General features: G+C 62.6%; 19 protein-coding genes. 9 read left to right on the forward strand and 10 right to left on the reverse strand.

Annotated elements, in window-relative coordinates; translation table 11 throughout:
• The first annotated feature begins 47 nt into the window (after nt 1–47).
• The 7 genes from cyoA to ACB030_RS07590 all read left to right on the forward strand — a co-directional run bounded on the left by cyoA (nt 48) and on the right by ACB030_RS07590 (nt 7069).
• Entirely contained in the window at nt 48–1121 is a 1074-nt protein-coding gene (cyoA, locus tag ACB030_RS07560; RefSeq protein WP_371158844.1) for a cytochrome o ubiquinol oxidase subunit II, read from the forward strand.
• Nucleotides 1122–1124: 3 nt separating this feature from the next.
• On the forward strand, nt 1125–3101 hold the full coding sequence (gene cyoB, locus ACB030_RS07565) for a cytochrome o ubiquinol oxidase subunit I (RefSeq protein WP_371158845.1): 1977 nt from the start codon (nt 1125–1127) through the stop codon (nt 3099–3101).
• Nucleotides 3102–3148: 47 nt separating this feature from the next.
• On the forward strand, nt 3149–3820 hold the full coding sequence (locus ACB030_RS07570) for a cytochrome o ubiquinol oxidase subunit III (protein ID WP_371158846.1): 672 nt from the start codon (nt 3149–3151) through the stop codon (nt 3818–3820).
• A 2-nt stretch (nt 3821–3822) separates the two neighbouring features.
• A complete protein-coding gene (locus ACB030_RS07575) occupies nt 3823–4155 on the forward strand; it encodes a cytochrome o ubiquinol oxidase subunit IV (protein WP_371158847.1) in 333 nt (110 codons plus the stop codon).
• Between the two features lie 10 nt (nt 4156–4165).
• Nucleotides 4166–5059: a heme o synthase gene (gene cyoE, locus ACB030_RS07580; protein WP_371158848.1), complete on the forward strand. Its 894-nt coding sequence runs from the start codon at nt 4166–4168 to the stop codon at nt 5057–5059.
• Nucleotides 5060–5247: 188 nt separating this feature from the next.
• Nucleotides 5248–6609 (forward strand): MFS transporter, encoded by a 1362-nt coding sequence (locus tag ACB030_RS07585; protein WP_371158849.1) that lies wholly within the window; start codon nt 5248–5250, stop codon nt 6607–6609.
• A 91-nt stretch (nt 6610–6700) separates the two neighbouring features.
• Nucleotides 6701–7069, forward strand: a complete 369-nt coding sequence (locus ACB030_RS07590) for a DUF1428 domain-containing protein (RefSeq protein ID WP_202046725.1) — start codon at nt 6701–6703, stop codon at nt 7067–7069.
• A gap of 149 nt (nt 7070–7218) precedes the next feature.
• On the opposite strand, the gene tauD is transcribed toward ACB030_RS07590, so the two are convergent.
• From tauD to ACB030_RS07620, 6 genes are all read right to left on the reverse strand, one after another.
• Entirely contained in the window at nt 7219–8070 is an 852-nt protein-coding gene (gene tauD / locus ACB030_RS07595; RefSeq protein ID WP_371158850.1) for a taurine dioxygenase, read from the reverse strand.
• Nucleotides 8071–8250: 180 nt separating this feature from the next.
• Complete coding sequence (gene tauC / locus ACB030_RS07600) at nt 8251–9081, reverse strand: taurine ABC transporter permease TauC (protein ID WP_371158851.1); 831 nt, start codon at nt 9079–9081, stop codon at nt 8251–8253.
• Nucleotides 9078–9845 carry a taurine ABC transporter ATP-binding subunit gene (gene tauB, locus ACB030_RS07605; RefSeq protein ID WP_371158852.1) on the reverse strand — a complete coding sequence of 256 codons (768 nt, stop codon included), beginning with the start codon at nt 9843–9845 and terminating at the stop codon, nt 9078–9080. The genes tauC and tauB overlap by 4 nt, the downstream gene beginning before the upstream one ends.
• A gap of 16 nt (nt 9846–9861) precedes the next feature.
• Nucleotides 9862–10836, reverse strand: a complete 975-nt coding sequence (tauA, locus tag ACB030_RS07610; RefSeq protein ID WP_371158853.1) for a taurine ABC transporter substrate-binding protein — start codon at nt 10834–10836, stop codon at nt 9862–9864.
• Nucleotides 10837–11103: 267 nt separating this feature from the next.
• Nucleotides 11104–12207, reverse strand: a complete 1104-nt coding sequence (locus ACB030_RS07615) for an ElyC/SanA/YdcF family protein (protein WP_371158864.1) — start codon at nt 12205–12207, stop codon at nt 11104–11106.
• 150 nt (nt 12208–12357) lie between these two features.
• Nucleotides 12358–13251, reverse strand: coding sequence for a LysR family transcriptional regulator (locus ACB030_RS07620; RefSeq protein WP_371158854.1), 894 nt, complete (start codon nt 13249–13251; stop codon nt 12358–12360).
• A gap of 99 nt (nt 13252–13350) precedes the next feature.
• On the opposite strand from ACB030_RS07620, the gene ACB030_RS07625 reads away from it, so the two are divergent.
• Together ACB030_RS07625 and ACB030_RS07630 are read left to right on the forward strand one after the other, a co-directional pair.
• A complete protein-coding gene (locus ACB030_RS07625) occupies nt 13351–13839 on the forward strand; it encodes a DMT family transporter (protein ID WP_371158855.1) in 489 nt (162 codons plus the stop codon).
• Between the two features lie 10 nt (nt 13840–13849).
• Nucleotides 13850–14284: a DMT family transporter gene (locus tag ACB030_RS07630; RefSeq protein ID WP_371158856.1), complete on the forward strand. Its 435-nt coding sequence runs from the start codon at nt 13850–13852 to the stop codon at nt 14282–14284.
• Between the two features lie 293 nt (nt 14285–14577).
• Here the strand turns inward: ACB030_RS07630 and ACB030_RS07635 are convergent, their stop codons facing one another.
• The 4 genes from ACB030_RS07635 to ACB030_RS07650 all read right to left on the reverse strand — a co-directional run bounded on the left by ACB030_RS07635 (nt 14578) and on the right by ACB030_RS07650 (nt 17229).
• Nucleotides 14578–14820: a DUF3297 family protein gene (locus ACB030_RS07635; protein ID WP_005302916.1), complete on the reverse strand. Its 243-nt coding sequence runs from the start codon at nt 14818–14820 to the stop codon at nt 14578–14580.
• A 97-nt stretch (nt 14821–14917) separates the two neighbouring features.
• Complete coding sequence (locus ACB030_RS07640; RefSeq protein WP_371158857.1) at nt 14918–16234, reverse strand: HipA domain-containing protein; 1317 nt, start codon at nt 16232–16234, stop codon at nt 14918–14920.
• Nucleotides 16218–16511, reverse strand: a complete 294-nt coding sequence (locus tag ACB030_RS07645; protein WP_371158858.1) for a helix-turn-helix domain-containing protein — start codon at nt 16509–16511, stop codon at nt 16218–16220. The genes ACB030_RS07640 and ACB030_RS07645 overlap by 17 nt, the downstream gene beginning before the upstream one ends.
• Nucleotides 16512–16806: 295 nt before the next feature.
• A complete protein-coding gene (locus tag ACB030_RS07650; RefSeq protein ID WP_371158859.1) occupies nt 16807–17229 on the reverse strand; it encodes a VOC family protein in 423 nt (140 codons plus the stop codon).
• Between the last annotated feature and the right edge of the window lie 400 nt (nt 17230–17629).

A 17629-nucleotide genomic window follows, 5' to 3' on the forward strand; every position in this document is an offset into this window, starting at 1 on the left:
CGGCATTTTTATTATACCAATAAGCCTTGAAACGATGAGGACATTGCATGAGACCTTTTGAAGTAAAGAGGGGCTTGGGCGCTTTGCTGTTGATCGCAACCGCTGGCTTGCTGAGTGGCTGCGACATGGCTCTGATGAGCCCCAAGGGGCAGGTTGGTCTGGAGCAGAAGTCACTGATATTGACCGCACTCGGGTTGATGTTAATCGTGGTGATTCCTGTGATTATTATGACGGTGGCATTTGCTCGTAAATACAGAGCATCCAATACCACTGCCAAATACACCCCGGATTGGTCCCACTCCAACAAGATTGAAGCGGTCGTCTGGACCGTGCCCGTCATTATTGTCGCCATCCTGGCGGTGATTACCTGGAAAACCTCCCACTCCCTCGACCCCTACAAGCCGCTGGAATCTGACGTCAAACCGATCCAGGTCGATGTGATTTCGCTGGACTGGAAATGGCTGTTCGTCTATCCGGAGCTGGGGATCGCCTCGGTCAACGAGCTGGCCTTCCCGGTCAACACCCCGATCAACTTCCGGGTGACCTCAGACACCGTGATGAACTCCTTCTTCATCCCCCAGCTGGGCGGTCAGATCTACGCCATGGCCGGGATGCAGACCAAGCTGCACCTGATTGCCAACGAGGCGGGTCAGTACAAGGGGATCTCCGGCAGTTACAGCGGTGCCGGTTTCTCTGGCATGAAGTTCAAGGCGATTGCCACCCAGGACCAGGCCGGTTTCGATGCCTGGGTCGCCAAGGTGAAACAGTCTCCCAAGATGCTGAGCACCATGGGTGAGTTCGATGCCCTGGCCAAGAAGAGCGAAAACCACCCGGTTGAGTACTTCGCCAGCGCCGATCCCAAGCTGTTCGTCAATGTGATCAACAAGTTCATGGGCGGCATGTCCCATGGCGGCCATGACGCTGCAAAAGATGGCGCCATGGACCACGAGGCCATGAAGCATGACGCCGCGAAAGCAGAACCCATGGACCACAAGGCCATGAACCATGACGCTGCAAAAGCAGAGCCCATGGACCACGCGGCCATGAGTCACGACGAGCATGCCGGACACATGGCCACGTCCATGGCTGACAAGAGTGTGAAAGCAGGATCCGAGGAATAATCGATGTTTGGAAAATTGACACTCGAGGCTGTTCCGTACCATGAACCCATCATCATGGTCACGATAGCCGGTATCATCTTGGGTGGGCTGGCGCTTGCCGGTCTCATCACTTATTACGGCAAGTGGCAATATCTGTGGAAAGAGTGGCTCACCTCGGTGGACCACAAGCGCCTCGGTATCATGTATCTCATCCTGGGGATGGTCATGCTGCTGCGCGGCTTCGCCGATGCGGTCATGATGCGTGGTCAGCAGGTCATGGCCTCCGCCGGTAGCGAAGGCTACCTGAACGCGCACCACTACGATCAGATCTTCACCGCCCACGGCGTCATCATGATCTTCTTCGTGGCCATGCCGCTGGTGATCGGTCTGATGAACATCGTCGTGCCGCTGCAGATCGGTGCCCGTGACGTCGCCTTCCCCTTCCTGAACAACCTGAGCTTCTGGTTTACCGCCGCGGCCGTGGTGCTGATCAACGTCTCCCTCGGGGTCGGTGAATTCGCCCAGACCGGCTGGCTGGCCTATCCGCCCTTGTCGGGGCTGGAGTTCAGTCCCGGGGTCGGGGTCGATTACTGGATCTGGAGTTTGCAGATCTCAGGGTTAGGTACCCTGCTGACCGGTGTCAACTTCTTTGCCACCATCATCCGGATGCGTGCCCCCGGCATGACCATGATGCGTCTGCCGGTGTTCACCTGGACCGCCCTGTGCGCCAACATCCTGATCATCGCTTCCTTCCCGATCCTGACCGTCACCATCGCCCTGCTCACCGCAGACCGCTACCTGGGTACCCATTTCTTTACCAATGACATGGGTGGCAACATGATGATGTACATCAACCTGATCTGGGCCTGGGGTCACCCCGAGGTGTATATCCTGGTGCTGCCGGTATTCGGGATCTTCTCCGAAGTGGTGGCGACCTTCTGCAAGAAGAAGCTGTTCGGCTACACCTCCCTGGTGTGGGCGACCGTGGCCATTACCGTGCTCTCCTTCGTGGTCTGGCTGCACCACTTCTTCACCATGGGGTCTGGCGCCAACGTGAATGCCTTCTTCGGCATCACCACCATGATCATCTCCATCCCGACCGGGGTGAAGATCTTCAACTGGCTGTTCACCATGTACCGCGGTCGCATCGAGTTCACCTCGCCCATGTTGTGGACCGTCGGCTTCATCATCACCTTCACCGTGGGTGGCATGACAGGGGTACTGCTCTCCGTGCCGGCCGCCAACTTCGTGCTGCACAACAGCCTGTTCCTGATCGCCCACTTCCACAACGTCATCATCGGCGGCGTGGTGTTCGGTTGCTTCGCCGGTATCACCTACTGGTTCCCGAAAGCGTTCGGCTTCAAGCTCGATGACGTCTGGGGCAAGCGTGCCTTCTGGTTCTGGATCACCGGCTTCTTCGTGGCCTTCATGCCGCTCTACGTGCTGGGCTTCATGGGCATGACCCGTCGTGTCAGCCAGAACATAGATCCCGAGTTCCACGGCTGGCTGGTGGTTGCCGCCTGCGGCGCTGGCCTCATCGCCATCGGCGTCTTGTGCCAGGTCATCCAGGTCGTGGTCAGTATCCGTGACCGCGAGAAGAACCGTGACTGGACCGGCGATCCCTGGGGTGGCCGTACCCTGGAGTGGGCTACTTCCTCTCCGCCGCCCTTCTACAACTTCGCCATCGAGCCCAAGGTGACCGGTCTGGACGCCTTCTGGGAAGCGAAAGAGGACGGCAGCGCCTATCGCCAGCCGGCCAAGTACGCTCCCATCCACATGCCGAAGAACTCAGGTGCCGGTGTCATCATCGCCGCCTTCAGCGTGGTGTTTGGCTTTGCGATGATCTGGCACATCTGGTGGATGGCCATCGCCGGCTTCGTCGGCATGATCGCCACCTGGATCATCCACAGCTTCAACGACGATGTGGACTACTACGTACAGGTTGACGAGATCGAGCGCATCGAAGGTCAGCATTTCGACAATATCAACAAGGTGGCCTGACGCTATGACAACTGGCGCTCCAGATCACATTCACCTCAACGGTGCCCATGACGCATGGGCACCCGAAGGTCAGCATTTCGACAATATCAACAAGGTGGCTTAACTCCATGGCGACTGACGTTCTACATCACTCTCACGGTGCCCATGAGGATGGGCACCATGATGCCGGTGCCACCAAGGTATTCGGCTTCTGGATCTACCTGATGAGTGACTGCATCCTGTTCGCGACCCTGTTCGCGACCTATGCGGTCCTGGTCAACGGCACCGCCGGCGGCCCCGCCGGCAAGGACATCTTCGAACTGCCGTTCGTGTTCGCCGAAACCATGCTGCTGCTGCTGAGCTCCATCACCTTCGGGTTCGGCATGCTGGCCATGAACAAGAACAAGGTCTCGGCGGTTAACACCTGGCTGCTGGTCACCTTCATTCTTGGCGCCGGCTTCATCGCCATGGAGATCTACGAGTTCCATCATCTGATCGTCAATGATGCGGGCCCGGATCGCAGCGGCTTCCTGTCCGCCTTCTTCACCCTGGTCGGTACCCACGGTATCCACGTGACCAGCGGCCTTATCTGGATCATCGTGATGATGGTCCTGATCAGCAAGAAGGGGCTGACCGAGCGCAACCGCACGCGCCTGATGTGCCTGAGCCTGTTCTGGCACTTCCTGGACGTGGTGTGGATCTGCGTCTTCACCGTGGTTTATCTGATGGGGGTGATGTAAAAATGAGCAACCATACCGTTGACAATCACGGCGCCAGCCACGGCAGCGTCAAGTCCTACATGACCGGCTTCGTGCTGTCACTCATCCTGACCGCAATCCCGTTCTGGATGGTGATGGACGGCTCCGCCTCCCATGCCATGGTGCTCGGCACCGTGGTGGCCATGGCGGTGGTGCAGATCTTCGTGCACCTGGTCTACTTCCTGCACATGAACACCTCCTCCGAGGAGCGCTGGAACCTGGTGGCACTGGTCTTTACCGTGCTCATCATCGCCATCGTGGTCGTGGGTTCCCTGTGGATCATGTACAACCTCAACATCAACATGATGGTTCACTGAGCGGGTTGATGTGATGATGAAGCAATACCTGCAAGTGACCAAGCCGGGCATCATCTTCGGTAACCTCATCTCGGTTATCGGCGGCTTCCTGCTGGCCTCGAAGGGGAGCCTGGATGTGCCCCTGTTCATCCTGACCATGGTGGGGGTGTCACTGGTGGTGGCCTCCGGTTGCGTGTTCAACAACTACATCGACCGGGACATCGACTGCATCATGGAGCGCACCAAGAACCGCGCCCTGGTGAAGGGGTTGATCGCGCCGGGCGTCTCGCTCTGGTATGCGACGGCGCTGGGCGTTGCGGGCATTGCACTGCTCTACTTCGCGGCCAATCCGTTGGCTGCCTTGCTGGCGGTGCTGGGCTTCCTGGTCTATGTGGGGGTCTACAGCCTCTACATGAAGCGTCACTCTGTCTATGGCACCCTGGTCGGCAGCCTCTCCGGCGCCGCGCCACCCGTCATCGGCTACTGCGCGGTGAGCGGCCAGTTCGACTCGGGAGCGCTGATCCTGCTGGCTATCTTCAGCCTGTGGCAGATGCCGCACTCCTATGCGATCGCCATCTTCCGCTTCAAGGATTACCAGGCCGCCAACATACCCGTGTTGCCGGTGGTGAAGGGGATCCCGGTGGCCAAGCTCCACATCACCCTCTACATACTGGCGTTCATGGTGCCGACCCTGATGCTGTTCCTCGGCGGCTACGCCGGTTACAAGTATCTGGTGGTGGCCACCGCGGTGAGCGTCTGGTGGCTGGGGATGGCGCTGTCCGGCTACAAGGCGGCGGTGGATGACTCCCTCTGGGCCCGCAAGCTGTTCATGTTCTCCATCGTCACCATCACGTGTTTGAGCGTGATGATGTCGGTGGACTTCCAGCCGGACGCCGCGCCTGTATTGGTGAGCATGCTGCCCTGAGGCAGATGCCAGCCAGACTCGGTGTTGTGATGCAACGCGGGAAAATCAATAGAATCCAGAGCCGGGAACCTTCCCGGCTCTGTTATTATGAGGCCCGCCCCACGGGGCACCTTGTCGGCTTTTTCGGGTGTGGCGTGCCTTGTCATCCGCCCCTTTCTGTCTCCTCTCCCTGACCTATCGAGGCCATCATGAATGATTTCACCATGACGAGGGGCGAGCGCCGCGCGACCTGGGCGCTCGGCTCCGTCTTCTCGCTGCGCATGCTCGGCATGTTCATGGTCCTGCCGGTGCTGACCACCTACGGCATGTCCCTGGCGGGCGCCTCGGAGGCGCTGATCGGCCTGGCCATCGGCATCTACGGCATGACCCAGGCGCTGTTCCAGATCCCCTTCGGCCTGCTCTCCGATCGCATCGGCCGCAAGCCCCTCATCGTCGGCGGCCTGCTGATGTTTGCGCTGGGCAGCGTCATCGCCGCCCTGAGCGACTCGATCTGGGGAGTCATCGTCGGGCGCGCCCTGCAGGGGAGCGGCGCCATCTCCGCCGCCGTCATGGCGCTCCTGTCGGATCTCACCCGGGAGCAGAATCGCACCAAGGCCATGGCCTTCATCGGGGTGAGTTTTGGCATCACCTTCGCCATCGCCATGGTGACAGGCCCCCTGATCACCCAGGCGGTGGGACTCTCCGGTCTGTTCTGGCTCATCGCCCTGCTGGCGCTGGCGGCCATCGCCATGGTGATCTGGGTGGTGCCGACCCCGGCGGCTCACCTGCAGAATCGCGAGTCCGCCATGGTGCGCGGCGGTTTTCGCACCGTGCTCACCAACTCGCGCCTGCTCAAGCTCAACCTCGGCATCCTCTGCGTTCACACCCTGCTGATGTCGAGCTTCGTGGCGCTGCCGCCCCTGCTCGAACAGGCGGGCCTGGCTCGGGAGCACCAGTGGCAGGCCTACCTGGTCACCATGCTGGTCGCTTTCGTGAGCGTGGTGCCCTTCATCATCTATGCCGAGAAGCACCGCCAGATGAAGCGGGTCTTCATCGGGTGCGTGGGGGTGATGCTGGCCGCCGAGCTGGTGCTCTGGCAGAGCGGCCTGCAGCTCTGGGGCCTGCTCGCCGGGCTGCAGCTCTTCTTCATCGGCTTCAATGTGATGGAGGCGCTGCTGCCGTCCCTTATCAGCAAGGAGTCCCCGCCCGGCTACAAGGGGACCGCCATGGGGGTCTACTCCACCAGCCAGTTCCTCGGGGTCGCCATCGGCGGCAGCCTCGGCGGCCTGCTCTACAGCCTGGGGGGCGGCCCCCTGGTGTTTGGCGGCTGCGCCGTGCTGGCCCTGCTCTGGCTCGGGGTCAGCCTCACCATGGCGGAACCCCCCTACGTCAGCAGCCTGCGCATAGTGCTGCCGGAGGGGGTCGAGGCCACCCCGGCGCTGGAGCAGCGGATCCGCGCCTGCGACGGGGTGAGCGACGTGCTGCTGGTGCGCGAGGAGCACTCCCTCTACGTGAAGGTGGACAGCAAGCGCCTGACCCGCAGCGATCTGGAGCGGCTGGTCTCTCTTTGAGGGTGACCAGGCTCTGAGGGTGATCATGCCCCGAGGGCGGCCAGGGGCACGGCTGCTATGCTGAGATCCTCAACCACAGGAGGAACCTCTCATGTCATATGTAGACGGATTCGTGATCGCCGTGCCCACGGTCAACAAGCAGGCCCTGATCGATCATGCTGGGCTGTTTGACCCCATCTTTCTCGAATATGGCGCCACCCGGGTGCTGGAGTGCTGGGGGGATGACGTGCCCCACGGCAAGCAGACCGACTTCTACCGCGCGGTGGCGGCCAAGGAGGACGAAGCCGTGGTCTTCTCCTGGGTGGAGTGGCCGAGCAAGGCGGTGCGGGACGAGGCCATGGCCAAGATGATGAAGGACCCCAGGATGGATCCGGCCAGTCCCATGCACCAGACCATGCCCTTCGATGGGGCCCGCATGATCTTCGGGGGCTTCACCACTGTGCTGGAGCTCAAGGGCTGAGGGCCGTCAGCGACGCCCAAGCACGCCATTCAGCCTGATCTTGGGGCTTCACCATTGTGGCTGGAGCTCAAGGGCTGAGGGCCCGCCGCCGGTACAAAAAGCCCGCCATTTGGCGGGCTTTTTCATTGGGCGAGGGGACGTCGCGCAAGTCAGCTCGGGCGCCAGAAGGGCTTGTCCCCGAGTATGGTGGCCCTGTGCATCACCCGGCGTGCCGGCAGGTAGTCGGCATTGGCATAGTGCTGGGTCACCCTGTTGTCCCAGATGGCGATGTCGTTCTCCTGCCAGCGCCAGCGCACCTGAAACTCGGGGCGGCGGATGTGCTCGAACAGAAAGCCGAGCAGTGCCTCGCTCTCCTTGGGGGGCAGCCCGGGCAGCCGGGTGGTGAACCCCTCGTTGACGAACAGGGCCTGCCGGCCGCTCACCGGATGGGTGCGGATCACCGGGTGGCGCAGGGGCGGGTGACGGGCCACGGCAGCCTGCCAGCGCTGGCGCTCCTCCTCGCTGCCGTCGTGGCGGTGAGCCGGGAAGGACTTGGTGAAGTCGTGCTCGGCTTCCAGCCCCGCCAGCAGGGTTTGCAGGGGCGGGGAGAGGGCTGCCAGCGCCGCTATGCCGCTGGCCCAGAGGGTGTCCCCCCCGGTGGGAGGCAGCTGCTTGGCGGCCAGAATGGCCAGCGCCGGGGGCGTGTCGATAAAGGTCACGTCGGTGTGCCAGTTGTCGTTGTCCGGCGGATTGTCGTCGTGGGTATCGAGCACGATGATCTCCTCGGCCTCCTCCGTGTGGGGGTAGACGGGGTGGATATGCAGATCCCCGAAGCGGTTCGCCAGCGCCCGCTGCGCTCGCGGGGTGATGGGCTGGTCGCGAAAGAACAGCACCTGGTATTTGAGCAGGGCGCGATGGATCTGCTCGAACTGCCCCTGGGTCAGGGGCTCGGCCAGATTGACGCCGGCGATCTCGGCGCCGATATGGGGGCCCAGGGGGCTGATGGTCAGCTTGTCGGTCATTGTCTTGCTCCATGCCTGTGGGCGCGCAGGCCCGGTTCCAATACGAAGGCGATGTGAAGGTTCGCGGTCAGCCTGTGGTTCATTGTCCTTCTCCATGCCAGGGGGTGAGCCTGCGCTGCAGGGCGCGCAGGCCCGGTTCCAATACGAAGGCGATGTGAAGGTTAGCGGTCAGCTTGTGGTTCATTGTCCTTCTCCGTGCCAGGGGGTCAGCCTGCGCTGCAGGGCGCGCAGGCCCAGTTCCAGTACGAAGGCGATCAGGGCGATCACCAGAATGCCTGCCAGCACCACGTCGGTGGCGAGAAACTCGCCGGCGGATTGCACCATGAAGCCCACCCCCCGGGTGGCGGCGATAAGCTCGGCCGCCACCAGGGTGGACCAGCCCACCCCGAGCCCGATGCGCAGCCCGGTCAGGATGTCCGGCAGGGCGCCTGGCAGGATCACGTGCCAGAGCACCTGCATCCGGGATGCCCCCAGCGCCTGGGCCGCCCGTACTCGCACCGCGTTGGCGCTCTGCACCCCCGCCAGGGTCGCCAGGGCCACGGGGGCGAAGATGGCCAGATAGATGAGCAGCACCTTGGAGGTCTCGCCGATGCCAAACCAGATCACCATCAGGGGCAGGTAGGCCAGTGGCGGCACCGGGCGGTAGAGCTCGATGAGGGGGTCCAGCACGCCGTTCACCGTGGGGCTCAGCCCCATGGCGATGCCCACAGTGATGCCAAAGAAAGCCGCGGCAGCGAGCGCCACCAGTATTCGCCCCAGGCTGGCCCCCAGGTGTTGCCACAGAGTGGCATCCATAAAGCCCTGGGGCCCGGCGATGGTGATGAGCTGTGCCAGCACCCGCTCTGGGGGCGGCAGGAACAGAGGGGCGACCCAGCCAAGGTGCGCCACCAGCCACCACAGGGCCAGCAGGACGAGCAGGGTGGCTAGGCTCAGGGTCAGACGACGGGGCAGGGGCCAGCCCGCTGCGCGTGCGTGGGTGACATCCCGTTGCCGGGCGAGGGCGAGGGTCATGGGAAGGCCTCCCGCTCTGCGAACACCCGTCCCAGCACGTATTCACGGCGCTCGATGAAGGCCGGGTCGGATTTGATGCTGCGGCAGGGCTCCCCGGCGGCGAAGCGGCGACCGAACTCCAGGGTCAGCCGCTCCATCACCCGTCCGGGGGAGGAGGAGAGCAGCACCAGCTCGGTGGCCATGAATATGGCCTCCTCGATGTCGTGGGTGATGAGCAGCATCTGGCGCCGATGCTCGTGCCACAGGCGCAGCAGCAGGGTCTGCATCTGCTCCCGGGTGAAGGCGTCCAGGGCGCCGAAGGGCTCGTCCAGCAGGAGCAGGCGGGGCCGGGTGGCCAGGGCTCGGGCGATGCCGACCCGCTGGCGCTGGCCGCCGGAGAGCTGCCAGATGGCGCGATTGCCGGCGCCTTCCAGCCCCACTTGACGCAGCAGCGCCTGGGCCTGTTCGGTGCGCTCGGCCCTGGGCACCCCCGCCAGTTGCAGGCCGAGGATCACGTTGTCCAGCACGTTGCGCCAGGGCAGCAGCCCCTCGCTCTGGAACACCACGCCGCGCTCGGCGCCGGGGCCGGTGACCTGCTTTCCCTCGAGACTTATCTGGCCGTGGTGGCAGGGCTCGAAGCCCGCCACCAGGTTGAGGAGGGTGGTTTTGCCCGATCCCGAGGGGCCGAGCACCACCATCAGCTCCCCCTCGGGCAGGGAGAGGCTGATGTTGTCGAGCACTCGCCTGCCGGCGTACTCGGCGGACACATGAGAGAGCTGCAGCATGGTCGTCTCCTCCGATTTACTGGGCCACGGCTTTCACGAAGCGATCGGTCACGAACTGGCGGTAATCCGAGGCGGCGTTCGCGACCTTGCCCTGGCTCTCGAGGAAGCGGGCGGTGTCGATGATGGTCTGGTTGACCAGGCTGCCCAGCTCGGCGCTCTGGGCCTTCGCATCGAGATAGGTGTTGCCCTTGACCAGGCCGGGCACCTCGGCCGCGGGAACGCCGCTCAGAGCCGAGAGCTTGCCGAGGTTGTCAGGCTGGGTCAGCCAGTGATCCGGGTTGGCGAGATAGTCCCGCTGGGCGGCCAGGGTGCTGTTCACGAAGGCCTGCACCACCTCGGGGTGTGCCTTGGCAAAGTCCTTGCGCACCACCCACACATCCAGGGTCGGTGCCCCCCATTCGCCCACCCGGGCCGAGTCGGTCAGCACCTTGCCCTCCTTGGTCAGCTGGTTGAGGGCCGGGGCCCAGACGTAGGCGCCGTCGATGTCCCCCCGCTGCCAGGCGGCGATGATGGCCGGGGGCTGCAGGTTCACTATCTGCAGCTCGGCGGGGTCGACGCCCCAGTGCTTGAGGGCCGCCAGCAGGCTGTAGTGGGTGGTGGAGGTGTAGGGCACGGCGATGCGCTTGCCCACCAGGTCTTCGGGTTTCGCGAGCCCCTGTTTCACCACCAGCGCCTCGGACTCCCCGAGCTTGGAGGCGAGCAGGAACACCTCTATGGGCAGGTTCTGGCTGGCCGCCACCGCCAGGGGGCTGGAGCCGATGTTGCCTATCTGCACGTCGCCGGAGGCGAGCGCCCGCACCACGCTGGCGCCACTGTCAAACTTGCGCCAATCCACGGTGGCGCCGCTCTCTCTGGCGAAGGTGCCGTCGGCCTGGGCCACCTTGGCGGGCTCTGCCGAGGTCTGGTAGGCGACGGTAACCTCGACCGCCAGGGCCGATTGGGTGACCAGCGCCAGTGCCGCAAACCAGAGGGAAATTCCTTTTCCTTTCATGATGTCGTTCCTTGAATGACGGGGTGGAAACCGCATCTTTCCCCGAATGGCGCGGGGAATGAAGGAACGAGAAGGCAGCTGTCATGAGTTATGGTTCTTAGAAAAAGAACGGTAAATCAATGAGGTAATTCACATATGCCGGTTTGTGCCTAGCTTGTGCGAAAAACAGGGGATGGACTGCCAGAAGGGGGGACAGTCAGAGAGGGAGGAGAGGGGACATGAAGGAAGGGCGGCCCAGAGGAGGGCCGCCAGGGCATGGGGGCTGGCCTAGCGCTCCAGCAGCGGGGCCGAGCGGTAACTCCAGAGGCCATAGGTGCGCAGGGCATCCCGGTAGATGCCGAGCAGCTCCTCCGGGCTCGCCTTGGCCAGGGCCGAGAGGGGCTTGTCCGGGTAGGCGACGCTGTCGATGCGGATATTGGCCGGGCCGCTCTGCCAGCAGGCGATTTCCAGCAGGGTCTGGCCCCGGCGCACGTGGCTCGCCGAGCTCACTAGGGTGGCGAACTCAATCTCGTGGCGGGCGAGGGCATAGCCGCTGTAGAGGGCGTTCTCCACCGTGCTGGTGGCGTAGTTCTCCTCGATGATGCGGGAGCGGTCGATCCCCTTCTTCGCCAGCCAGTCCGCCATCAGCTTGCCCTCGGTCTGGCGGTTCTTGGGCACGCCGCCGGTGAGGATGACGAGGGCCGCCGGATCGGCCTGGGCCAGGGCGCGGGTGGTCTCGAGGCGCCCCAGCAGGATATCGTGCATGGAGCCATCGGGATTGAGGGCATAGCCCAGGGTGACGATGGCGCGGCGCCCCTTCTTCTCGCCCCGTCCCTGACGCTCCTTGAGGGGGGCGGCGATCACCCGATCCACGGTGGCGAACAGCCGCTGCAGATCGGTGGCGCGACCGGCGTTGAGCTCGCCGACCCGCTTGAGGTAGCCATCGGACTTGGCCTGGTTGCCCTTGAAGCGCTGCCAGGTGGCGAGATAGGTGTTGAGATCCAGATCGTCCGGCGCGGCGGTGAGGGCCTGCTCGAACAGGGCGATGGCTCTGTCCACGTTGCCGTTGTAGATCTGGGCGTTGGCCGCCGAGATGAGCAGATCGGTGCGGTAGGGCTCGAGCTGGTGGGCCTCCAGCAGCAGGGTGGTCACCTGCTCCATGTTGCTCGGCATCTTGGCGGTGAAACCGGCATCCGAGACCCGGGCGGGGGAGTGGAAGATGCGGGCGGCGTCCGCCAGCAGCTGATCCACCACCTGGCGCTTGCTGATGTACTGGTCGTAATTCTGCTCCTTTTGCAGGGAGCGCACCGGGGCGGCCCAGGCATCGGATGCGACAAAGAGCGGCAGCGCCAGCAGGCTGGTGAGGGTCAGGGCAATCGCGGTTTTCTTCATCATGGGGCTCCCCCTGGGGTGAGGGGCGCGATGCCGTGGCTCGTCCCCTGAATGCTTTTCCAATAAAAACAGATGCTTGGTTTGCTGCCTACTCTACTCCTTTCCCGATGAAAAAAACGTGAACCGTTCCGGTTATCCCGATGGCGCCCCTCAGCGCAGCCCCAGCCGCTCCTGCAGGAAGGCGAGCCAGGCCTCCACCTTGGCGGGCAGGTGGCGGCGCCTGGGATAGACGCACCAGATGCCGTGCTCGGGCAGGGCATGGTCAGGCAGGACGGGCACCAGTCGGCCGATGGCGAGATCCCGCGCCACGATGAAGTCCGGCATGTTGCCTATGCCAAGCCCCGCCAGCAGTGCGGTGTGGATGGCATCGCTGTTGTTGACCTCGAAGTTGCCCCTGGGGGTGATGGCGACGTCCCCCTCGGGCCCGTGCAGCCGCCACTGGGTGCCGCCGCGAAACAGGGAGTAGAAGAGGCAGTTGTGGCGCTCGAGATCCGCCGGGGTGCGGGGCGTGCCGGCCTGCGCCAGGTAGGCGGGGGCGGCGCACAATGTGCTGAGGCAGGGGGCGAGGCGGCGGGCGACCAGGCTCGAGTCCTCCAGCTCGCCGATGCGCACCGCCACGTCGAACCCCTCGGCCACCAGATCCTGCTGGGCATCGCTCATCTCGAGCTGCAACTGCACCTCGGGGTAGAGGGCGAGAAACTCCGGGACAAGGGGGGCGATGTGGCGCCGGCCATAGACCATGGGCACAGTCACCCGCAGCAGGCCGCGGGGGGCCGATTGTAGGGCGCCGATGGCATCTTCCCCGTCGCTGGCCAGGCGCACCGCATGGCGCACCGTCTCGAAGTAGCGCTCCCCCGCCTCGGTGAGGGTGAGGGAGCGGGTGGTGCGATAGATAAGCTGGCAACCGAGGGTTTGCTCGAGCTGGCTCACCTTCTTGCTCAGCACCGACTTGCTGAGGCCGAGCTGACGGGCGGCGCCGGAGAAGGTGCCCGACTCCACCACGGCGACGAAGGCCGGGAGCAGGGCGAAGGCTTCCTGGTTCATGCTGTTCTCAATATGGAAACAATGTTGTTCTGGAAGGGTAGATTATCCCTAAATCAAAAACAATTTACCCTGCTCGTCAGTTCAACCAAGGAGCAACCCATGATCCCCCCGCTTGTTGACCGCGGCCCCGCCCGCACCGCCCTCGGCCAGGCACTCGGCCAGAGCATAGGCGCCCTGGTCGCCTTCGTTGCCGGCCTGCTGCTGGCGCTGATGATCGCCCAGAACGGCGCCCTGGCCCGCGCCACCGACCCCTGGCTCGGGAGCTGGCTGGCCCACGGGGTCGGCAGCCTGGTGGCCGGGCTCCTGTGGTGGATCTCCCCAAGGCCCCCGACGCCTGATGCGGCCCCGCCCTGGGCCTGGCTCGGCGGTCTGCCGGGGGCGCTCACCGTGGTGCTGGCGGCCCTGTGCCTCAACTCCCCCCTCGGCATGGCGGGCACTCTGGCCTTGCTGCTGCTCGGTCAGCTGCTGTTTGGTGCCCTGTGCGACGGCCTCAGCTGGCTCGGGCTGGCCCGTCGCCGCCCCTCGGGGAAGGACGCGCTCGCCGCCTTGCTGGTGATGGCCGGCGCCCTGCTTATCGTGCTCGGCTAGGAGAAACACCATGACCATATTGATCCTGCTGGGACTGCTGAACGGCGTGGCGGTGAGCCTGTCGCGCACCCTCAATGGCCGCCTCGCGAGCGCCCGGGGGGCCATGACGGCGTCGCTCGCCAACCACCTGCTCGGCTTCGGGCTGCTCGGCGCCCTGCTCATCCTCAAAGGGGCGCCCTGGGAGCGGCTCGCCGGGCTCGATCCCTGGCTGCTGCTCGGCGGGGTGCTGGGGGCGCTGTTCGTCGCCATTAGCAGCTGGGCCATAGGCCGGGTTGGCGCCCTGGCCTGCGCCCTGCTCATCGTCACGGGCCAGCTGGCGGGGGGCGCACTGCTCGATGCCCTGGCCGGACGGCTGGCCGCGAGCGATCTGCTCGGCATCCTGCTGGTGCTGGCGGGCGCCGCGCTGCAACGCTGGCAGGGCGGCAAGCCGTGCTCCCGAGGGTGAGCGGTGCTGTGATGGCCTGGGTAAATCGGCAGGGATGACAAGAGCGCCGCCTTTGCCTCGATTTCAAAGGCGGCCCGCCAGCCTGATCAGGGCCCTGGCGAAAGGGAAAAAGGCGAAAGAAAGGGAGGGAAAGGAAGAAACAGGAAGGCAAAAGAGAGCAAAGAAAGCAAAGAAAGCAAAGAAAGAGAGGCGCCTGTGGGCCTGGGTCAGCCCCCAAAAGCAGAACACCGGCGCAAGGCCGGTGTTCTGAACAGCATGGCGGCGGGCCCAGCGGGGCGCGCGGTCAGGGCCGCTTAAGCGTAGAAAGCCTCGACGGTGCCCTTGACGGTGATCAGCATGGGGTTGCCGTAGCGATCCTTGGCCTTGGGGGAGGGGATCTTCACCCAACCTTCGCTGATGCAGTACTCCTCGACATTGGTGCGCTCCTTGCCGTTCACGCGAATGCCGATCTCGTGCTGGAAGCACTCTGCCACATGGTGCGGGCTGCGCGGGTTGGCCGCCAGACGGTCGGGCAGTGCAGGTTTGTTGTCGCTCATTTTATAGACCTGAGTTTGATAAAAAGTGGGTCATTGTAGGCAATGCCCGCCATGGGCTCAAGGCTGGGCTGCGTCCCATGGGGTGGACAAGGCCCGGCTACAGCTGCAGCTCGGGCAACAGCGTCGCCTGCGCCTGAAAATGGTGGCAGCGGCGCTCAACGTCGTCTCGGTACTCTGCCAGATAAGCCAGCTCGGCGGGATTGTCTGTCTCAACCAGGGCGATGGCGGCATCCAGATGGTGAAGGATGTCGTTGGCTATCTTGTGCAAGGTCTGTTGCAACAGGCGTTTGGGCAGGTCACATGCTTCGGCCATCTCCAGCAACTGCCATGCGTTGACCGCCTCGGGGGAAAACTCGTCGCCGATGGCCATGGCCAGATGCTGGTTGAACTCGGGGTAAAGCCCCACATTGACCAGATCGTACCAGGGGGTGGGCGTCAGCCCTGCTTTTGATACGAAGAAGCTGTAGTTCTTGCCGTGGGCATCGTGATTGTTGACGCAGAGGTTGAAGAGCAGCCATTGCAGCATGTCCAGTCTGGCCTGCGCCGGATTGACACAGAGGGCGCTGAGACTGAACAGCCGTGGCAGGCTCACCCCTTCCCGAATATGGGCCACGTCCCGCCCGTCACCGAAGTTGCGTTCATATTTTCGGGCGACGGGAAACCCCAGCCCCTGACAGGCATCGATCATATGGCGACGGCGCACCCTCAAGCCATCTTCATCGAGGCGCCGATCGAATCGTTCCACCAGCAAACCTCGGTGGGACTTATCGCCTTGGCCGACCCTGTGCAGTTCGACCTGTGCCACCGGCATGCCCAGCAGTGCGGCCAGTCGCATGGTCACAAACTCATTGATCACCAGATGAGGGTGATGCTCGAACTTGAGGAGGTGGGTGGAACAGAGCTCGCCCTCGCCAAATCCCAGCGCCCCCTCGAGTCGCAGCAGGTTGAGCTTGGCCTGCACACCCGCAACCGAGAGGCGGGGGCGGCCATCCCAGACTTCCAGCGGCCAGATCTCGGGCTGATCGAGGCGCAGCAACAGCTCCTCTGGGGTGATGGGGCGAAAATGGGTGGGGACGTCGGGCTCTGCGGGCAGGGTAAAGGTGACAGCCCCGGAGACATCGCGACCGATGCCGTGGATCAGGGCAAAGAGATTGCTGCGCGAAACGGAGAGCGCCTCAATCAGGTGCTCCAGCCCGCGATTTTCTGGCAGCAAGTTGCCGAGATACGCCCGGATCTGGGCACTGCTGGCCGAGCCATCCAGCGTCAGTGGGGGTGAGAGCGGGAATCCGCGGGCCTGCCACTCTGACAGATAGCCGAGCTGAAACGCATCCTGGCTGGAGTCATACTCGAGATGGCCGATCAGCTGGTTACCCAGCCGAAGTTCAAGCCGATGGTGCTCAGAACCACTCATCATCACCGACCTCTGGCTGGCTGTTACCGCTCGCTACCTGTGAGCCCACTTCCTGCACCAGTTGCAAGTGCAGCCCCAGCGCCTTCATCACCTGCAGCAGGGTCGAGAGGTAGACATCCCCCCCCTTTTCAATCTTGATCAGGGTCTTCTTGGAGATGCCGCACAGTGAGGCCGTCACCTCCTGGGTCATCCTGGCGGCCTTGCGCCTCTCGCGGATCGCCAGCCCCAGCGAGGCGGGATCCAGTTCTCTTGAGTCGGTCTGCAACGGAGCGTCTGCCATCATGATCACGGAAAAAGTGTAGGTTGTTACACCTTAACTCATGGTAAGAGCAAACCGCAATCAAAAGTGTACGATGGTGCACTTTTTATGGTCTTGGTGCTGGTTGCGATATAAAAGTGTAGAAAGGTTCACTTTTTAGAACAGAAAAGGGGTAAGTGATGGGGTGACCGAGGCAGGGTTGGCTCCGCTTACAGAACCACGCCAAAACTGGGACACCCATCTTTGGTGCGCTGGCTGTGCAGCGTCTTGCTCATAAAGGTGGGTGTCCTAATTTCTGATTTCTGTGAGCGCATTGTTAGACGTTGTTTACTAGGACATGAGCTTCGCTTTCAGGTGCGTGACAAGCAATACAGATTTTGTTGCCATCAGGATCTCTGAAGTATGCACCGTAATAGTTTTCATGATATTCAGGGCGCAAGCCTGGTTTACCCTCGCAAATACCACCGTTGATTAGTGCTGTTTTATGGGCGGCATCAACTATTGCACGGTTATTTGCTTGAAAAGCCACCATACTGCCGTTGCCACAACTATGCGGCTGTTCATTGTATGGTTTTCCTATGAGGAATAGGGGTTGAGTGCCGCCAGCGCTATGCCAGCCGGCCCAAGGCCTATTTCGATCACAGAAACGAGTTTCTAGGCCCAAGCAAGACATCAATGAGTTATAGAAAACTAAAGCCCGCTCAAAGTCAGTGACACCAAAAAAAATATGCGAATACATGAGGGCTCCCTGCGGTGGCTGTGCAGCGTCTAACGCCGTGCTAAACGGCACAAATGCTTGGCTAAACTTTGCGAGGAACGAGCACAGCCAAGCTTTTTGTGTCCGCCATTTAAGCACGTTGTTATATGGCATGTGCTTAAAATTTAAACCCTGTTGCTTTAATTGGAATGCTACCGATACCGCTCGCACTTATATGATCTTTCAAGTCTGAGTATACTTCGGTAGCAAAATTATAAAACTCTTGATGAAACTCATCATCATCGGAACAGTTAGTTGATTCAGCGAAACACCAGGGTGAGAGCGTGAACATTTTGTTAAATTTCACCCAGTTTTTTGAGACCCGCATTGAGTACCGTTTCCAGATATTCACTGCTCATTCCTGCGATTTTTTGCTTCCGTC

Source organism: Aeromonas sp. S16(2024) (genome assembly GCF_041403065.1).
GTDB lineage: Bacteria > Pseudomonadota > Gammaproteobacteria > Enterobacterales > Aeromonadaceae > Aeromonas.

What these genes read in the sequence shown, in the direction of transcription:
- cyoA (WP_371158844.1), top strand. Translation starts at nt 48, where the DNA reads ATGAGACCTTTTGAAGTAAAGAGGGGCTTGGGCGCTTTGCTGTTGATC.
- cyoB (WP_371158845.1), top strand. Translation starts at nt 1,125, where the DNA reads ATGTTTGGAAAATTGACACTCGAGGCTGTTCCGTACCATGAACCCATC.
- ACB030_RS07570 (WP_371158846.1), top strand. Translation starts at nt 3,149, where the DNA reads ATGACGCATGGGCACCCGAAGGTCAGCATTTCGACAATATCAACAAGG.
- ACB030_RS07575 (WP_371158847.1), top strand. Translation starts at nt 3,823, where the DNA reads ATGAGCAACCATACCGTTGACAATCACGGCGCCAGCCACGGCAGCGTC.
- ACB030_RS07585 (WP_371158849.1), top strand. Translation starts at nt 5,248, where the DNA reads ATGAATGATTTCACCATGACGAGGGGCGAGCGCCGCGCGACCTGGGCG.
- ACB030_RS07590 (WP_202046725.1), top strand. Translation starts at nt 6,701, where the DNA reads ATGTCATATGTAGACGGATTCGTGATCGCCGTGCCCACGGTCAACAAG.
- tauD (WP_371158850.1), bottom strand. Translation starts at nt 8,070, where the DNA reads ATGACCGACAAGCTGACCATCAGCCCCCTGGGCCCCCATATCGGCGCC.
- tauC (WP_371158851.1), bottom strand. Translation starts at nt 9,081, where the DNA reads ATGACCCTCGCCCTCGCCCGGCAACGGGATGTCACCCACGCACGCGCA.
- tauB (WP_371158852.1), bottom strand. Translation starts at nt 9,845, where the DNA reads ATGCTGCAGCTCTCTCATGTGTCCGCCGAGTACGCCGGCAGGCGAGTG.
- tauA (WP_371158853.1), bottom strand. Translation starts at nt 10,836, where the DNA reads ATGAAAGGAAAAGGAATTTCCCTCTGGTTTGCGGCACTGGCGCTGGTC.
- ACB030_RS07615 (WP_371158864.1), bottom strand. Translation starts at nt 12,207, where the DNA reads ATGAAGAAAACCGCGATTGCCCTGACCCTCACCAGCCTGCTGGCGCTG.
- ACB030_RS07620 (WP_371158854.1), bottom strand. Translation starts at nt 13,251, where the DNA reads ATGAACCAGGAAGCCTTCGCCCTGCTCCCGGCCTTCGTCGCCGTGGTG.
- ACB030_RS07625 (WP_371158855.1), top strand. Translation starts at nt 13,351, where the DNA reads ATGATCCCCCCGCTTGTTGACCGCGGCCCCGCCCGCACCGCCCTCGGC.
- ACB030_RS07630 (WP_371158856.1), top strand. Translation starts at nt 13,850, where the DNA reads ATGACCATATTGATCCTGCTGGGACTGCTGAACGGCGTGGCGGTGAGC.
- ACB030_RS07635 (WP_005302916.1), bottom strand. Translation starts at nt 14,820, where the DNA reads ATGAGCGACAACAAACCTGCACTGCCCGACCGTCTGGCGGCCAACCCG.
- ACB030_RS07640 (WP_371158857.1), bottom strand. Translation starts at nt 16,234, where the DNA reads ATGATGAGTGGTTCTGAGCACCATCGGCTTGAACTTCGGCTGGGTAAC.
- ACB030_RS07645 (WP_371158858.1), bottom strand. Translation starts at nt 16,511, where the DNA reads ATGGCAGACGCTCCGTTGCAGACCGACTCAAGAGAACTGGATCCCGCC.
- ACB030_RS07650 (WP_371158859.1), bottom strand. Translation starts at nt 17,229, where the DNA reads ATGTATTCGCATATTTTTTTTGGTGTCACTGACTTTGAGCGGGCTTTA.